Annotated in this window: 9 protein-coding genes; 5 read left to right on the forward strand and 4 right to left on the reverse strand. The window is 69.7% G+C overall.

What is annotated here, in order from left to right; genetic code table 11:
- Positions 1–1,686: (2,3-dihydroxybenzoyl)adenylate synthase (locus ACFWF2_RS22225; RefSeq protein ID WP_379309349.1), on the reverse strand; the 1,686-nt coding region annotated here is incomplete at its 3' end.
- Between the two features lie 87 nt (positions 1,687–1,773).
- Here ACFWF2_RS22225 and ACFWF2_RS22230 point away from each other — a divergent pair.
- From ACFWF2_RS22230 to ACFWF2_RS22250, 5 genes are all read left to right on the forward strand, one after another.
- Positions 1,774–2,640: an SDR family oxidoreductase gene (locus tag ACFWF2_RS22230; RefSeq protein ID WP_379309350.1), complete on the forward strand. Its 867-nt coding sequence runs from the start codon at positions 1,774–1,776 to the stop codon at positions 2,638–2,640.
- Positions 2,637–3,785, forward strand: coding sequence for an isochorismate synthase MenF (locus tag ACFWF2_RS22235; protein ID WP_379309351.1), 1,149 nt, complete (start codon positions 2,637–2,639; stop codon positions 3,783–3,785). The genes ACFWF2_RS22230 and ACFWF2_RS22235 overlap by 4 nt, the downstream gene beginning before the upstream one ends.
- Before the next feature lie 31 nt (positions 3,786–3,816).
- Complete coding sequence (locus tag ACFWF2_RS22240; protein WP_379309352.1) at positions 3,817–4,473, forward strand: isochorismatase family protein; 657 nt, start codon at positions 3,817–3,819, stop codon at positions 4,471–4,473.
- A gap of 140 nt (positions 4,474–4,613) precedes the next feature.
- Positions 4,614–13,343 carry an amino acid adenylation domain-containing protein gene (locus ACFWF2_RS22245; RefSeq protein WP_379309353.1) on the forward strand — a complete coding sequence of 2,910 codons (8,730 nt, stop codon included), beginning with the start codon at positions 4,614–4,616 and terminating at the stop codon, positions 13,341–13,343.
- A gap of 35 nt (positions 13,344–13,378) precedes the next feature.
- Positions 13,379–14,377 (forward strand): ABC transporter substrate-binding protein, encoded by a 999-nt coding sequence (locus ACFWF2_RS22250; RefSeq protein WP_379309354.1) that lies wholly within the window; start codon positions 13,379–13,381, stop codon positions 14,375–14,377.
- Positions 14,378–14,657: 280 nt separating this feature from the next.
- On the opposite strand, the gene ACFWF2_RS22255 is transcribed toward ACFWF2_RS22250, so the two are convergent.
- The 3 genes from ACFWF2_RS22255 to ACFWF2_RS22265 are packed head-to-tail and all read right to left on the reverse strand — an operon-like array spanning position 14,658 to position 17,517.
- Positions 14,658–16,079, reverse strand: coding sequence for an NAD(P)(+) transhydrogenase (Re/Si-specific) subunit beta (locus ACFWF2_RS22255; RefSeq protein WP_379309368.1), 1,422 nt, complete (start codon positions 16,077–16,079; stop codon positions 14,658–14,660).
- A gap of 17 nt (positions 16,080–16,096) precedes the next feature.
- A complete protein-coding gene (locus ACFWF2_RS22260) occupies positions 16,097–16,399 on the reverse strand; it encodes an NAD(P) transhydrogenase subunit alpha (protein ID WP_056818017.1) in 303 nt (100 codons plus the stop codon).
- Positions 16,399–17,517, reverse strand: coding sequence for a Re/Si-specific NAD(P)(+) transhydrogenase subunit alpha (locus ACFWF2_RS22265; RefSeq protein ID WP_379309355.1), 1,119 nt, complete (start codon positions 17,515–17,517; stop codon positions 16,399–16,401). The genes ACFWF2_RS22260 and ACFWF2_RS22265 overlap by 1 nt, the downstream gene beginning before the upstream one ends.
- Positions 17,518–17,692: the final 175 nt, after the last annotated feature.

Here is a 17,692-nt window from a genome sequence, read left to right on the forward strand (position 1 = left end):
GTCGATGACCTCCGGCACCCGGTACGCCTCCAGCTGGCAGTTGGGGTGGGTGCAGGTATAAGAGACAGGCTCCTTGCGGCTGGTCTTGCCGACGCCGGTCTCGGGGAACTGGTCGACCACGACCACCGCGTCGGGCATCTTCCAGGCCGCGACCCCGCGACCGCGCACGAACGAGCGCACCGCGGTCAGGGTGGGCCGCTGCGCCGGGTCGACGGGCTGGACGAACGCGCAGATGCGCTGGCCGAGAACGGGATCGGGAGTGCCGACGATCACCGCGTCGCGCACGTCGGGGTGCTCGAGCAGGTGCGCCTCGAGCTCCTCGGCCGAGACCTTCTCCCCGCCGCGGTTCACCCAGTCACCGGCCCGGCCCGCGACCACCAGATTGCCGTCGGGCCGCACCGAGACGATGTCGCCGGTGCGGTACCAGCCGTCGGTGGTGAAGCTGCGGGAATCGGCCTCGGGATTGTCGTAGTAGCCGCGAATCGTGTACGGGCCCTGGGTGATCAGATTGCCCTGCGCGCCCGGAGCCACCTCGTCGCCGTTGTCGTCGACGACGGCGATCTGGTCGAACTCCGACATCGGCCGCCCCTGGGTGCTCACCACCACGTCGATCGGATCGTCGAGCCGCGTGTAGCAGACCAGGCCCTCGGCCATCCCGAACACCTGCTGCAGGGTGACGCCGAGCGCGGGCCCGATCCGGCGGGCCAGTTCGTCCTGGCAGCGCGCGCCACCCACCTGGAGCACCCGCAGGCTGGACAGATCCGGCGTCTCGCCCGCTTCCGCGCGCTCGGTCCACAGTCGCGCCAGGGGCGGCACCAGGCCGGTGATGGTGACGCCGAACCGCTCGATCAGCGGGAAGGCCGTCGCCGGCGTGGGATCGGGCGTCATCGCCACCGCGCCACCGGCCCACAGCGCGCCGAGAATCCCCGGCGAGCTCATCGGGAAGTTGTGGGCGACCGGCAGTGTCGCGAGATAGACCGTGTCGCTGTCGAGTGCGCAGATCTCGGCGCTGCGGCGCACGCTGTAGAGGTAGTCGTCGTGGGTGCGGGCGATGAGCTTCGGGATGCCGGTGCTGCCACCCGACAGTTGCAGAAACGCGACGTCGCCGGACTTCGGGCCCGGCAAATCCGCTGGCTCGTCCCGGAATTCGGCGATGTCATGGGTCCCGTCCGGCGCCGTCTGCCCCGCGTCGAGGACGAGCAGGACGTGCCGCAGGCTGGGCACCTCGGCGCGCACCGACTCCGCCAGTGCGGCGTAGTCGAAGCGCTGATGGGTCGCGCTGGTGATCATCGCGGTCGCCGCGGCGGCCCTGGCGATCGGCACCAGCTCGGCGGCGCGGTGCGCGGGCAGGCAGAACACCGGCAGGGCGCCGAGTTCGAACAGCGCGAAGATCACCTCGACGAATTCGGCCCGGTTGGGCAGCTGCACCAGCACCCGGTCGCCGGGCGTGATCCCGAGCCGCGCCAAGCCGGTGGCGAGCGAGCGCGACCGGTGGTGGAGTTCGGCGTAGGTCCAGCGGCCCACGGTGTCGAGGACCGCGGTCCGATCCGGTGCGGCGGCGGCGCGCGCGGCGAGGACATCGCCGAATGTCTCACCAGCCCAGAGGTTTTGGCTTCGGTAGCGTTGCGCCAGGTCAGCGGGCCACCGCGTGAAGCCGGGGAGTACGGGTTCGGTCAAGTCGAGCACCTCTTTCCAGCGGGCATTCCGGTCTCGCCGCCCGAGGTTATGAGGGAAGCTAACCAAATGGCGGCAGATTCAGGTTAGGCTAACCTCATGTTGAATGGGGATTCCAGTGCGCGGATCGTCGTCGTCACCGGCGCGGCCGGGGGTATCGGGGCCGCGATCGCCGCGCGTTTCGCGGCCGAGGATCGCGTGGTCTCGCTGTGGGACCTCGATCCGGCGGTGCACGAGACCGCCGCGGCCATCGCCGCGACTACGGCGCACCCCCGCGCACTCGACGATGCGGTCCACCGCGGAAGTGCCAGGGCGGCAACAGTATCCGTCCACGGTGCCGCCGTGCACGGGGTGACCGTCGACATCACCGACGCCGACGCCGTGCGCGCGGCCTTCGACCGGCTCACCGCCGAGCACGGCACCGTCGAGGTGCTGGTGCACGCCGCGGGCGTCATGGTCGGCGGCACCGCACTCGAGCTCGCCCCGGCGGACTGGACCCGCTGCCTCACCGTGAACGCCACCGGAACCATGCTCGTCACCCAGCGCGCCGCGACCGACATGGCCGCCGCGGGCAGCGGATCGATCGTCGTGGTCTCCTCCAATGCCGCTGCCGCGCCCCGGGTCGGGATGGCCGCCTACGGCGCCGCCAAGGCCGCCGCCACCGCGTTCACCCGATCGCTCGCCCTGCAGGTCGCTCCGCTGGGCGTGCGGGTCAATCTGGTGTCCCCCGGTTCCACCGACACGGCCATGCTGCGCGACATGTTCGGCGGCACACCACTCGACGATGCCGCCGAGACCGCGCTGCTCGACGGCGATCCCGCCGCCTACCGGCTCGGAATCCCGTTGCGCCGCATCGCCGCTCCCGCCGACATCGCGTCGGCCGTCCACTTCCTGGCGTCCGACGGCGCCCGCCACATCACCATGCATGACCTGCGGGTCGACGGTGGCGCAACGCTAGATATGTGACCGAAAGGGTGATCACCATCAGTACCGACAGTTCAGACCCCGCTTTCGTACTGTCCCGTCCGCAACGGACCGTCTCCGCGTCCGCGGGCGGGACGATCTTCCGGTCGGCGCACGACGCGGTGACCGCGCTGCGCAGCGGGCGGATCAGCCACATCGTCGGCGCACTGCCCTTCACCCCCGGCGCGCCGACAGCGCTGTGGGTGCCGGATTCGGTCACCGTCACCGATTCGCCGCACCTGCCCCGGCCGCATGTCACGGTGCCCCGGTTCGAGCTCGACGAAGCGGTGCCCGCGCCGGAGGAACACCAGCGTCGCGTCGCCACCGCCGTCGAGCTGCTCGGCAGTCCCACGCATCCGGTGCGCAAAGTCGTGCTGGCCAGGGCACTGCGCGCGGTCGCGGCGAACCCTGTTCGAGCGCTCGACATCCTGGACCTGATGGTCGCCTCCGACCCGCTGTCGAACGGTTTCCTGGTCGACCTCTCCGCCGCCGGTGGGCGTTATCCCGGTCGGCATCTCGTCGGGTCCAGCCCGGAGATCCTGGTGCGCCGCATCGGCAAAGAGGTACTGAGTCATCCGCTGGCAGGCTCGGCCCGCCGCGTTCTCGATGATGCCGAGGCGGACCGCCGTGCCGCCGATACCCTGCTCACCTCGGCCAAGGACCACGCCGAACACCGCTACGTCGTCGACCAGGTCGCCGCCGTGCTGAGCGATCGGTGCGCCGAAGTCGACACTCCCGCACCGCAACTCACCTCAACACCCGCGATGTGGCACCTCGGCACACCGATCTCGGCGACCGTGCCGCTGGCCGGGCCGTCCGCGCTGGAGCTCGCCGTGGCACTGCACCCGACGCCAGCGATCTGCGGCACTCCGACCGGCGCGGCGGCGCGCCTGATCGCCGAACTCGAAGGCGAGCGCGGCTTCTACGCGGGCGCGGTCGGCTGGTGCGATGCCGACGGCAACGGCGAGTGGATGGTGAGCATCCGCTGCGCCGAACTGTCCGCCGACGGCACCACCCTGCTCGCGCACGCGGGCGGCGGGATCGTCGCCGCCTCCGATCCGGCCGCCGAACTGGCCGAGACCACCGGCAAATTCCAGCGCATCCTCGGTCCGCTCGGTATCGCGGATCTGCCCGTCACCGTCGGCTGACGCCGACTTTCCACCCGAACGAGAGACCGTCATGCCTATCCCCCCGATCGCGCCCTATCCGATGCCCGGTGCCGACGAGTTCACCGCCGACCAGGTCGACTGGACCGCCGAACCCGGGCGCTGCGCGCTGCTGATCCACGACATGCAGCAGTACTTCCTCGATGCCTACGACCTGTATCGCGATCCAGCCCGCACCCTGATCGCGAACATCGCCCGGCTGCGCGACCGCTGCCACGAGCTCGACATCCCGGTGATCTACACGATGCAGCCCGGCAACCAGCATCCGTCCCGGCGCGGCATTCTCGCCGACTTCTGGGGCAGCGGCATGGCCGAGGGCGCCGACACCCAGGTCATCAACGCCCTCTCCCCCGAATCGCAGGACATCCAGGTCACCAAGTGGCGCTACTCGGCGTTCCAGCGCACCGACCTGCGCGAGCTGCTCGGCTACTACCAGCGTGACCAGCTCCTGGTCACCGGGGTCTACACGCACATGGGCTGCATGCTCAGTGCCGCCGAGGCGTTCATGGGCGACGTGCGCCCGTTCCTCGTCCACGACGCGACCGCGGACTTCAGCCGCGAAGAACACGTGATGGCGCTGAACTATGTCGCCCGGCGATGCGGTGCGGTCACCGGCACCGACGAGCTGCTGCGTCAGCTCGACCCGGCCCGGATCGAAGCCGACGCCTGACCCGCCCGCGTGACGCGGGACATAATCTGCCATTGAAAGTAAAGTTAGGCTAACCTACCTTCGCCTCCCTTCTGCTGGGGCTCATCGAGCCCGGCCGGCACGAGGGAGGCGTCGGGGAACGTTGATGTGGAGGAGTTGCTGTGGGCTCGGTGGAACGGGACGACGTAGGCGCCGAACATCCCGGATTGCCGCTCACCGGAGCGCAACTCGGCATCTGGAACGCCCAGCGCCTCGACCCCGACTCGCTGAGCTACATGGTCGGCGAGGTGCTCGAGATCTCCGGACCCGATCCCATCGATGTGGCATTGCTGGACAACGCGATTCGCCGCACCATCGCCGAATCCGACACCATGCGACTGCGTTTCGGCGACACGCCCGACGGACCGTGCCAGCGGATCACCGAGCTGGAACCCGAACTGCGGCCGCTGGTCGATCTGCGCGGCGAGACCGACCCGGTCGCGGCCGCGCACCGGCTGGTCGCGGCCGAACGGGAACGCTCCGCCACGTATTGCCGGGCCATGGTCGATCGGCAGCTCTACACCTACACCCTGCTGCGCCTCACCGACAACGATGTGTGGTGCATCCAGCTCTACCACCACCTGATCATCGACGGCTACAGCGCGGCCATGGTGTCGCGCCGGGTCGCCGCCCACTACACCGCGCTCCGTCGCGGCGGCGAAGTGCCGCGCCTGCGGTGGGGCTCGATCGAGACGCTCGTTGCCGAGGACCTGGAATACCGTGCGAGCCAGGCACATCAGCACGACCGCGACTACTGGCGGGACCGGCTCACGCCACTGCCACCGCTGGACGGACGCGGCCGCGCGCCCGAGGGCGTGGTCGAGCAGACCCACGAGGCGCGCGCCGTCCTCGACGCCGATCTCGTGGCACGCGTCAAGGCGGCGGCCACGGCGGCGGGCATCACCTGGGCCGATGTGCTCGTCGCCGGATACGTGGGATTCGTGCACCGGCTGCTCGGCGAGACCGATGTGGTCATCGCGCTGCCGGTGATGGCCCGCGTCGGCAAGACGGCCCTCACCACCCCGTCCATGGCGGTCAACGTGCTGCCGCTGCGGATTTCGGTATCCAGCGCCGATCGCCTCGGCGAGCTCGGGAAACGAGTGGCCGACGCACTGCGGGAGGTCCGCGCCCATCAGCGATTCCGCGGTGAGGACCTGGCCCGCGAATTCGGCGGCGCGCAGACCGGAGCGCTGCTGCACGGCATCGGCATCAACCTCAAGGCCTTCGACTTCGCCCTCGATTTCGACGGCGCCACCGGCACTCTGCGCAATGTCGCCGGTGGCCCGCCCGAAGATCTCGGCTTGACCGTCACCCCGCTGTCGGAGGACCGGATCCAGCTCGGCTTCGAGGTCGACGCCCGATCGCTGGACGCCGCGACGGCACGGCGGCGGATGGACGCGCTGGTCGCGCTGATCACCGAACTGGTCGACGCGGCGGACAAGCGCATCGGCGCGATCACCTTGTACGAGAGCGAGAGCGGCGCACGTTTCGCCGTCGATCGGGCCGGTGCCGCACTGCACGGTCGCCCCGAGGACGCGGTCGAGGTCTTCGACCGCATGGTCGCGGCGCGGCCGGACGACATCGTGCTCGTCGACGGAGCCAACCAGCTCACCGCCGCCGACCTGGGCGCCCGGGTGCACCGGTTGGCGCGGTACCTGCGCGGCCGGGGCGTAGGCCCGGAAGACATCGTCGGCATCGCACTGCCACGCACGGTGGACCTGGTCGTCGCCCTGCTCGCGGTGCGGCACGCGGGCGCGGCGTATCTGATCCTCGACATCGGGCATCCAGCCCAGCGCCTCGCCGACATCGTCGACGACGCCGCACCGATAGTGATCCTCACCGACGACGCGGTCGCGAACACGGTGTTTGCCGACCGATGCGAGTCGCTGATCACCGACAGTGCCACGGACGTCGAGCCCACCGATCGTCCGCTGAACCCGATCACCGACAAGGGCGCGAACGAGGCGCCCGCCACTTCATCCGAGGCGTTGATCCCGCTCGCCGACGAGCCTGCGGACGTGGTGTCCGCAGATCGGTCGGCCACGCCGAGTGACGCCGAGCGTGCGCATGGAACCGGTGCGTTGATCCGACTGTCGGACAGCGGGATTCGGGAGGCCATGGTGGGCTTCGCGAGCGGCCCACTGACCGCCGCCGAACTCGCCGCCCCGCGCTCGGCCGCGCATCTGGCCTACGTCGTGTACACCTCGGGGTCCACCGGAAAGCCCAAGGGCGTGCAGATCTCCTGCGGAGCGATGGCCCAGCTGCTGCACCACCACCGGTCGACCGTCTACGCCGACACCGCCGAGCGCGCGGGCGGGCGGCAGCTGCACATCGCGCACACCTACTCCTTCGCCTTCGACGCCGCATTGGACCAGCTGCTGTGGCTGTGGTGCGGGCACCGGATCCATCTGTACGACACCGACATTCAGAAGGACGCCGCCGCGCAGGTCGCCGCGTTCGGAGCCGATCACATCGATGTCGTCGACACCACTCCGTCGATGGCGACCGCCCTGATCGACAACGGGCTGCTCGGCAGCGCGCACCGTCCCGAGCTGCTGCTGCTCGGTGGCGAGGCGACCCCACCCGCCCTGTGGTCGGTCATCGTCGCGTCGAAGGTGGCCGCCCGCAATATGTACGGCCCGACGGAGGCCACCGTCGACGCGCTCAGCGCGCCGGTGGCCGGCGCGCGACCGCACGTGGGCGGTCCGCTCGCCGGTACCCGTGCCTATCTGCTCGACGGTGCGCTGCAACTCGTCCCCGATGGCGAGATCGGCGAACTGTATTTGGCCGGACCGCAATTGGCCCGCGGCTACCTCGGACGCGTCGCCGTGACCGCCGAGCGGTTCGTCGCCGATCCGTTCGCGGCGGGCGAGCGCATGTACCGCACCGGCGACCGCGCGCGTTGGCTACCCGGGCACGGCTACGACTACCTCGGCCGCGCCGACCAGCAGATCAAGGTGCGCGGCTATCGCGTGGAACTGGGCGAGGTCGAAGCGTCGCTCGGCGCACTGCCCGGCGTGGCCGCCGCGGCCGCCACCATCCGCAGGTCCGGCGACAGCACCCGATTGGTCGGCTACCTGGTCCCCGAGGCGGGCCGCACCCTCGACGCCGACCAGTTGCGCCACCGGTTGACCACCCTGGTGCCCGATCACCTGGTGCCCTCGGCGCTCGTAGTGCTCGACGCCCTGCCGGCCACCGTCAACGGCAAACTCGACCGCGCGGCCCTACCCGCACCTCAGCTGACCTCGACCGGACGGCCGCCCCGCACCGAGCAGGAACGGGCACTGTGCGGTGTGGTCGCCGACGTCCTCGGCGTGCCCCAGGTCAACGCCACCGACGACTTCTTCGGACTCGGCGGCGACAGCATCACCGCGATCGGCGTGAGCAGCCGCCTGCGCGCACTCGGCTGGGAAGTCCAGCCGAAAACACTGCTGGCTCAACGCGATCTGGCCTCCATCGCCGCCGCGTCCCAGGTCGTCGACCGACAGGCCGACACCCCGGCCCCGGACGAGGCGACCGGCGCCGTCCCGGCCCCGCCCATGGTGGGCGCACTGCTCGAGCCGAACCCGACCCGCTCGGCCATCGCCGGCTACGCCCAATGGACCGCCCTGACCCTGAACGAAGACCTCACACTCGACCACCTGACCACCGGCCTGCAAACCCTGCTCGACCGCCACGATGCCCTGCGCCTGATCCTCCACGAATCGGACCGGCTGGAAATCGCGGGCACCGGTACGGTGCGAGCCTCGGACCTGGTCCGCGAGCTGTCGTTCGACGCGCCACGTCCGAGCCATGCGCTGATCGAGTCGGTGGCGACCGGACTGGCCGCGGAATTGGATCCCGCTGCGGGTGTCGAGATACGCGCGGCGCTGGTGCGCACCGCACCGGAGGTTGCCGATCGGTTGGTCCTGGTGGCCAACCACCTGGTGGTGGACGGTGTTTCGTGGCGCATCCTGGTGCCCGAGCTGTACGAGGCATGCGCGGCGGCACGGGACGGACGTCCGGTGCGACTGTCGGCCAAGGGGAGTTCGTGGCGGCGGTTCGCCACCCTGCTCGCCGAGGCGGGCACTGCGGGCGATCATCGCCCGGAACTGGCGCACTGGGAAGGCGCGCTCGGCGACGGCGCGGTCGCGACCCTCGGGGAACGACCGCTCGACCATGCCGTTGATCTCGTCGAGAGCGCGGACCGGACACAGACTTTCGCCGATGCGGCGGTTTCCGAAGCGCTGCTCACCACACTTCCCGCGGCCTATCGGGCCAAGACCGACGAGGTGTTGCTCGCGGCTCTCATGCTGGCCCTCAACGCCTGGCGGCACGAGCGGGGTGAGGCGCTCGAGGCAGGCAGGCCTGTCACGGTCGAGGGGCACGGGCGCGAAGCCCTGCGTGCCGATACCGATTTCGCCGGCACCGTCGGCTGGTTCACCAGCGAGTTCCCGGTGTGGACACCGGCGACCGGCATCGACGACCCGGACGGGCTCGCCGATGCCCTGGCCGGTGGCGCGGTGGCCGGACGGCTGCTGCGGGCGGTCAAGGAGGCCAAGCGGGCCGTCCCCGGCAACGGGGTCGGGTACGGCGTGCTGCGCAGGCTCGATCCGGAGACCGCGGCGCGATTCACCGGGCGGCGCGCACCCGAGGTGCTGCTCAACTACCTCGGCCGCTTCGGCGGCGGTAGTGCCCTCGGCTGGAGCCTGCCCGAACACGACCCGTTCGCGGTGACCGAGCCGCCGGAAAAGGCGCTCACGGAAGTGCTTTCGCTCAACGTCTTCGTGCACGAGCCAACCACCGGGCAGCCGGGTGCTCCCCGGCTCGCCGTGGAGTGGACCGCGGCGAGCCGGATTCTCGGTGCGCACCAGGTCGCGGAAATCCAGCGGCACTTCGCATTCGCGCTGGAGGCGTTCGCCGCGCACGCGGTGCTGTTCCCCGGCGGGCTCACGCCGTCGGACGCCCCCGGCATCTCCGTCGCCCAGGAGACCATCGACGCGCTGGAAGCCGCGCACGGCCCGCTGGCCGAGCTGCTGCCGCTGTCGCCCTTGCAGGAGGGGCTGCTGTTCCACGCGATTCGCGATGGCGCCGACGATGTCTACACCCTGAGCGCCCGCGTCGACCTGCACGGGCCACTGGACGGTCCACGGTTGTCGGCGGCTTTCGACACCGTCGTCGGCAGGCACCCGACCATGGCCGCGGCCTTCCACTACGAGGGCCTCGACCAGCCCGTGCAGGCGGTCCCCCGGGCAGTCGGCATGCCGTGGCGTGAGGTCGATCTGTCCGGGTTGCCGCTGCGCGCCGCGCGGGCCGCCGCCGACCGGCTGGAAACCGAAGCGACCCGGCACCGGTTCACGGTTGACCGGTCACCGATGTTGCGCGCCACGTTGATTCGCATGCCGGGTGACGCGCACCGCCTCGTGCTCAATACCCATCACCTGGTGATCGACGGCTGGTCGACCCCGATCGTGTTGCGCGAGGTGCTGGCCGCCTACCACGGCGACGAGCTGCCCTCGCCCGCCTCCTACAGCGACTACCTGGCCTGGATCGGCACCCGTGACCGCGCGGGCGTCCGCGCGGCCTGGTCGCGGCGACTGGCCGGATTCGCAGAGCCGACGCTGGTGCGCACCGAGACCTCCCGCGAGCGTGAGTTCCGGCAGTGGCAGGTTCCGCTACCCGAATCGCTGTCCACGGCGCTGGCCGAGCTCGGCCGCCGTCGCGGCCTGACGATGAACACCCTGGTGCAGGGCACCTGGGCGCTGGTGCTCGCCGCGCTCACCGGACGCACCGACGTCGCGTTCGGCGCGACCGTCTCCGGTCGGCCCGCCGAACTGCCTGGCGTGGCGGGCATGGTCGGACTGTTCGCCAACACCGTGCCGGTGCGCTGCGCGTTCGACGCGGATCGCACGCTGCTCGAACAGTGGGCCGACCTGCAGGAAAACCAGTTCGCCATGCAGGAGTTCGACTACGCGGGACTCGCGGAGATCGAACGGATCGCGGGCATCGGTACCCTCTTCGACACCCTGGTCGCCTTCGAGAATTTCCCGAATTCCGGTGCCGGGCAGCCGGAGTCGCACGAGCTGCGCCGCGGCGAGTTCCACAACCACGGCAACACGCACTATCCGATGACCTTGATTGCCCCGCCTGGTGACCGACTGGAACTGGTGATCTGGTACGACCGCGCCGCCGTCCACGACACCACGCTCGCCCGGATCTCCGATCGAATCGGCGTGATCCTGGCAGCCATCACCGCCACGGCAGAAGTCCGCCCCGAGGCCTTCCTCGAGCCGCTCGCGCCGTCCACTGCCGTTTCGCCGACGCCGACTACCGCGCCGACCACGGCACAGCCGGACCCGCGCGGTGCGACCTTGGCCGAGTGGAGCACCCCCGTCGATCCCACGGCACCGGCCATTACGGCCGAGGGCGTCACGATCGACTTCCGGGAATTCGATGCCAGGGCGAATCGCCTGGCCCGATGGCTCATCTCGCGCGGCGTCGGACCCGAAACCGTGGTGGCCGTTGCCATGCCGCGCACCATCGATTCGGTCGTCACGGCACACGCCGTCTGCCGAGCCGGTGGCGTATACCTTCCGGTGGACCCGGAGCAGCCCGCGCAGCGCGTCGAGAAGATACTCGACACTGCCGCTCCCGCCCTGGTTCTGCACTCGCTGGACGACGCGGACACCAGCGGATTCGCCGATGCGGAGCTCACCGATGCCGACCGGCGCGCGCCGCTGCGCCCCGCCAACACCGCGTGCCTGCTGTTCACCTCCGGCTCCACCGGTGTGCCCAAGGGCGTGAGCCTCTCGCACGCCGCGATCATCTCCACGTTCGAGTGGCTGCAACGCGAATGCCGATTCGGTCCTGGCGACACGATGCTCTTCCGCACGCCGCCGATCTTCGACGCCTCGCTCATGGAGATGTTCCTGCCGCTGCATGTCGGCGCCCGGATCGTGCTGACCCGGCCCGGCGGTCACCGCGATCCCTACTATCAGGCGCGGCTCATGAGCGCGGAGCGGGTGACCGCGATGTGGATGACGACCTCCATGCTGACCGTGCTCGCCGAGGAGGCCGACCTGTCGGGGTGCGCGGAACTGCGCTGTGTCCTCACCGGCGGTGAGGTGCTGCCGCCCGCGACGGCGCACCGCATGCGCGCACTGACCGGAACCGCCGTCTACAACTTCTACGGTCCCACCGAGGCCGCGATCGGCTTCACCTTCCACGAGACCGTCGATGCCGACACCGCGTCGGTCCCGGTCGGCGCACCCGCCGATGCCGTCCGCATCCTCGACGACCAGCTGCGGCCGGTCCCCGAGGGAACCATCGGCGAGCTTTACATGACCGGTGTCCGGCTGGCGCGCGGCTATCTGGCCCGTCCTGATCTGAGCGCCGCCGCCTTCGTCGCCGACCCGTTCGGGAACGGCGAAAGGATGTACCGCACCGGCGATCTGGTGATACTGAATCCGCACGGTGAACTCGAGTACGTCGGCCGCACCGACAGCCAGGTGAAGCTGCGCGGCCAGCGCATCGAACTGGGCGACATCGAATCGGCCCTGCTCACGTGTGCCGGTGTGGCTCACGCGGTGGTGCTGCTGCGCGAGGACACACCCGGTGACCAGCGCCTGGTCGCCTATCTCATCGCCAAGTCCGGAATCACGCTCGACACCGGCGCGGTGCGCGAGCAGCTGCGAACGGCGCTGCCCGCGTACATGATTCCCGCCGTCTTCGTGGTGCTGGATCACATTCCGCGCACCGCGACCGAGAAGATCGCCCGGCAGGAGCTGCCCGCGCCGGAATCCGTGGCGATCACCGCCGTCGATGCGCGCCCGGGAACTGTTCCCGGACCCGCGGCGGTCGGCACGGCGCACGCCGAGCCCGGCGCCACCGCGCTGGACGGCGGGCTGCTCGACACCATTCGCGAGGCGATGGCGGCTGTATTGTCCGTCGCCGAGATCGGCGCGGGCGACGACTTCTTCGACAAGGGCGGGCATTCGCTACTCGCGGTGCGACTGGTCGGCCGCTTGACCCGCGTCGACCTGCCGGTGGTCCTCGACGACGTCTTCTCCGCGACCACGCCGCGTGCGCTCGCGGCGCGCATCGGCGCGGTCGACCCCAGCGCACCGAGACCGACGGACGGTCTCGCCAGTCTGGGCCGCCGCCTCGATCCGGTGCTGGAGCTGCGCACCGAGGGATCGGTCTCACCGCTGTTCTGCATCCATCAAATCGGCGGCACCGCTTGGAAATACGCTCCACTGGCCCGGCTGCTGCGCGCCGAACGACCGATCATCGGCCTGCAGATGCCCCAGCTCACCGAGCCGGACAAGCAGACACGCACGCTCGACGAGCTGGCCCGGTTCTACCTTGCCGCCGTCCGCCGCATCCAGCCGCAGGGCCCGTACCACCTGCTCGGCTACTCGCTGGGCGGCAACCTCGCCCACGCGATGGCCGCCATCCTGGAGGCCGAGGGCGAGCAGGTCGGCTATGTGGGTCTGCTCGACTCGCATCCGCTGTCGAACCTGACCGATCGGGCCGCCGCGACCCTGGCCGACCCGTCCGGGATGGACGCGCTGCTGCCCGAGATCGCCGAGTACGCACCGGAATTGGCGGCGGTGGTACGCAATGCCGCGACCGAGCTGCTGCGCATGGTCACCCGGTCCGAGTCCCCCAGCTACAGCGGCCCGATGGCCCTGTACTGCGCGGACAACGGCCTCGAACCCGAACGCGTGCACGCGCAGCTGACCGGCTGGCAGGCCGCGGGCGCGCAGCTGGTCGTCCGGCGACTTCCTTACACCCACAACGACATCGCGATGCCGACCGGCTGGATCGAGGTCGCCGCGCTGCTCGACGCGGATCCCGCGATCCGCACCTGAACTTCCACCTGGATAGAAAGAAGGAAAACACTCCCATGTCAGCGCACCGAATGACGGCACGCATGCGTGCCGCCGTCGCACTCCTGATCGTCGCGGTGACCGCGACGGCAGTGGGCTGCGGCACCGCCACCTCCGATCAGGCGGCCGACACCGGCACTCGCCAGGTGGAAACCGCCAAGGGCCCGGTCACCGTCCCCGCCGACCCGCAGCGCATCGTGGTCCTCAACGGCGCGCTCGCCGGCTACCTGTTCGACCTGGACGCCAAGGTGAAAGCCGCCGATCCGCGCATTCTCGGGGTCACGCTCGCGCCCGGTGAGTTCCCCGCCTCGTGGGCCGCGGACGCCAAGGAGCAGGGCACCGTGGCGGTGCCCTCCGGTGACGACCTGAACCTGGAGTTCATCGCCGCGCAGAAGCCGGACCTGATCATCGGCGGCGGACCTGGCTGGCCGGGACAGCAGACGATCAAGAACTACGACAAGCTCGCCGCCGTCGCCCCCACCGCGCTGGTGGCGTCCGACCTGGCCAACTGGCAGGACCAGTTGAAGGCGGTAGCCGACTTCGTGAACCGTCCCGAGAAGGTGGACGGCATGATCACCGCGTACACCGACAAGGTCGCGAAGGTGAAGTCCGGTCTGAAGCTGCCGCAGGGCGCGGCGGCCGTGTGGCAGTCACAGGCGGACGGCAAGCCCATCCTGCTCGCCCCGAACACCCCGCTGGCCACGCTGCTCACCGACGTCGGCATCACCATCGACGACAAGATCGAAGCGAAGGCAGGCAACCCGCCCCGGGCCGCGGCAGGCGACTGGGTGACCTTCAGCCCCGAACTGGTGAGCACCGTCGTCGACGCTCCGGTGCTGTTCGTGATCAAGCTCGACGGCGGCCGCGACATCGCCCAGCTGAAGCAGGATCCGGCGATGGCCATGCTGCCCGCCTTCCAGAAGGGCCAGCTCTACGAGCTGCCCGCGACCGCCAAGCGCCCGGACTACCGGGAGGCCATGGCCACCCTCGACCTGCTGGCCCAGCGTTTCAAGTGACCTAAGCACGCACCACCATCACCCCGTTCGCCGGAAATCGGCGGGCGGGGTGATCGCGTTTCGGCGGCACCGTGACAGCGCAGTCATTCCCATGGATCGATGACAGCCACGCCGGTCGCCCGGAAGGCCGTATCGCGGATCGCGAAGCTCATTCCGGCGGGCGCCCTCCGGCATGGCGGCCAGGCCGGTCGGGGACCTTGCGCATGGAGTGACGCTGGCACAACGCAAGGGGCCCTTGCCGTTCGTGGTGAACGGCAAGGGCCCCTTTGGTCGTGCGTCTTTACAGTGCCTTCAGTTCCTCGGTGACCGCACCGACGGACTTCTTGGCGTCGCCGAACAGCATGGAGGTGTGGTCGGCGTAGAACAGCGGGTTGTCGATGCCGGCGAAGCCGGAGTTCATCGAGCGTTTCAGGACGATGACGCTCTGGGCCTGATCGACGTTGAGGACCGGCATGCCGTAGATCGGGCTGGACTTGTCGTCGCGGGCGGCCGGGTTGGTGACGTCGTTGGCGCCGATGACCAGGACCACATCGGTGCGGCCGAATTCGCCGTTGATGTCGTCCATTTCCTTCATGGCGTCGTAGGAGACCTCGGCCTCGGCCAGCAGCACGTTCATGTGACCGGGCATGCGGCCTGCGACCGGGTGGATCGCGTACTTGACCTCGACACCCTTGCCCTCGAGCAGGGAGGCCATCTCCTTGACCGCGTGCTGGGCCTGGGCGACGGCCATACCGTAGCCGGGAACCACGATGACCTGGTTGGCGTAGGCCATCTGGATCGCGGCGTCGGCCGCCGAGGTCGCCTTGGCCTGCTTGTTCTCGCCACCGGCGCCGCCACCGGCCGCGCCGCCGCCACCACCGAAACCACCGGCGACGATGGCCGGGATGGAGCGGTTCATGGCCTTGGCCATCAGGTTGGTCAGGATGGTGCCGGACGCGCCGACGATCATGCCGGCGACGATCATCGCGGTGTTGTTCAGCGCCAGACCCGCGGCCGCGGCCGACAGACCGGTCAGCGCGTTGAGCAGCGAGATCACGACCGGCATGTCCGCGCCACCGATGGGCAGCACGACCATCAGGCCGAGGATGCCGGCGAGGACGAGCAGGCCGATCATCCACAGTTGCGAGACGCCGCCGTTGTCGGCGCCGAGGCCGATCACCACGGCGCAGAGGATCGCGCCGGCGAGCAGGAGCAGGTTCAGCGGCTGCTGCAGGCGGCCGATGCCGATCGGCTTGCCGGACAGGATCTCCTGCAGCTTGGCGAAGGCGATGATCGAGCCCCAGAACGAGACCGAACCGATCACCGCGGCGAACAGCGAGCCGATGATGATGTGGATGGTCGGCTCGTCGTGCAGCTGGGAGAAGCCCGAACTGTCGATGAACTCGGCCCACGCGATGAGCGCGACCGTGCCACCACCGACACCGTTGAACGCGGCGACCAGCTGCGGCATCTCGGTCATCTTGGTGCGCACGGCGGGCGGAACACCCAGTGCCACACCGACGACGAGGCCGGCGCCGATCAGGATCCAGTTGATCATGTCCGCGTGGCGCACCGAGATCAGCGTGGCGATCACGGCGATGCCCATGCCGACCGCGGCGATCTGGTTGCCGCGCACGGCGGTCTTCGGGCCGGTCAGGCCCATCAGGCCGTAGATGAACATGGAGAAGGCCACGATGTAGAGGCCGTTGACCAGGTAGGTCATGTTGTCGACTGCGTGCATCACTCGGCCGCCTTCTTCTTGCCCTTGAACATGCCGAGCATGCGGTCGGTGACCACGAAACCACCGATGACGTTCAGCGTTCCGAACACCACGGCGACGAACAGGATTACCTGCACCAGCAGGGACGGGTCCTTGACGTTGCCCAGCGTCACCAGCGCGCCGAGCACGACGATGCCGTGGATGGCGTTGGTGCCCGACATCAGCGGGGTGTGCAGGGTGTTGGGAACCTTGGAGATGACCGCGAATCCGACGAATCCGGACAGCACCAGGATCGCGATGTTCGCGAGAAGTTCGGTGTACATCAGGCTTCCACCTCACGGGTCACGCAGGAATCGGCCAGCACCTGATCCTCGAAATCGGGTGCGAGCTTGCCGTCGACCAGCATCAATTCCAGCAGCGCGGCGATGTTCTTGGAGTACAGCTCGGAAGCGTGCTCGGGCATGGTCGCCGGCAGATTCAGCGGCGAGGCGATGGTCACCTCGTGCTTGACCACGACCTCGCCGGGCTCGGTGAGTTCGCAGTTGCCGCCGGTCTCACCGGCCAGGTCGACGATCACGCTGCCGGGCTTCATGCCCTCGACGGCGGCGGCGGTGACCAGGCGCGGCGCGGGACGACCCGGCACCAGCGCGGTGGTGATCACCACGTCGAAACCCTTGATGGCGTTTTCGAGGGCCTGCTGCTGCTGGGCCTTCTCGTCCTCGGTGAGCTCGCGGGCATAGCCGCCCTCACCGGCGGCGTCGATGCCGAGGTCGAGCCACTGGGCGCCGACCGAGCGCACCTGATCGGCGACCTCGGGGCGCACGTCGTAACCGGTGGTGCGGCCACCAAGACGCTTGGCCGTGGCCAGTGCCTGCAGACCGGCGACACCGACACCGAGCACCAGCACGGTGGCGGGCTTCACGGTGCCGGCGGCGGTGGTCAGCATCGGGAAGAAGCGGGTCGACTCCGACGCGGCGAGCAGCACGGCCTTGTAACCGGCCACATTCGCCTGCGAGGACAGCGCGTCCATCACCTGAGCGCGCGAGATACGCGGGATCGCCTCCACCGCGAACGCCTGCACACCGGCGGACTTCAGCGCGCCGATCTGGTTCTCGGCATTGCGGGGCGCGAGGAACCCGATCAGGGTCTGCCCGGAGGACAGCTTGCCCACCTCGGCATCGCTGGGCGGGGCCACCTTGACGACGACGTCGGCCGACCACGGATCACCGATGGTCGCGCCCGCCTCGACATAGGCCGCGTCGGGGATGAGGGCACCGAGGCCGGCACCGGCTTCCACGACCACCTCGACACCCTGCTTGGACAGGGCGGGGATGATCTTGGGCACCAAGGCGACCCGCCGCTCACCCGCGCCGGACTCGCGAACGACTCCGACACGCGCGCCGCGCGGCGAACCCTCGCCAACGTTGTGCGTTGTCTCCACTAGTCAGACTTCCTTTTCGTGCTGGCTTCGAGCCTGGGAACAACGGGGTCAGCCGAAGTTACCTACGAGTAATATCGGCTTAAATCCTCGCAACTGTACTCGGCTCGCGGTGAGCCTAGCGGAGATGCCCGTCACATCGGAGAGCTGGACCGCCCACTGGGAAATCGGACAGAGC

This window comes from Nocardia sp. NPDC060259 (genome assembly GCF_042728775.1).
In the GTDB taxonomy this organism is placed as follows: domain Bacteria; phylum Actinomycetota; class Actinomycetes; order Mycobacteriales; family Mycobacteriaceae; genus Nocardia.

Coding starts and splice junctions, on each gene's coding strand:
- ACFWF2_RS22230 (WP_379309350.1), top strand. CDS start 1,774: ATGTTGAATGGGGATTCCAGTGCGCGGATCGTCGTCGTCACCGGCGCG.
- ACFWF2_RS22260 (WP_056818017.1), bottom strand. CDS start 16,399: ATGTACACCGAACTTCTCGCGAACATCGCGATCCTGGTGCTGTCCGGA.
- ACFWF2_RS22250 (WP_379309354.1), top strand. CDS start 13,379: ATGTCAGCGCACCGAATGACGGCACGCATGCGTGCCGCCGTCGCACTC.
- ACFWF2_RS22240 (WP_379309352.1), top strand. CDS start 3,817: ATGCCTATCCCCCCGATCGCGCCCTATCCGATGCCCGGTGCCGACGAG.
- ACFWF2_RS22255 (WP_379309368.1), bottom strand. CDS start 16,079: ATGACCTACCTGGTCAACGGCCTCTACATCGTGGCCTTCTCCATGTTC.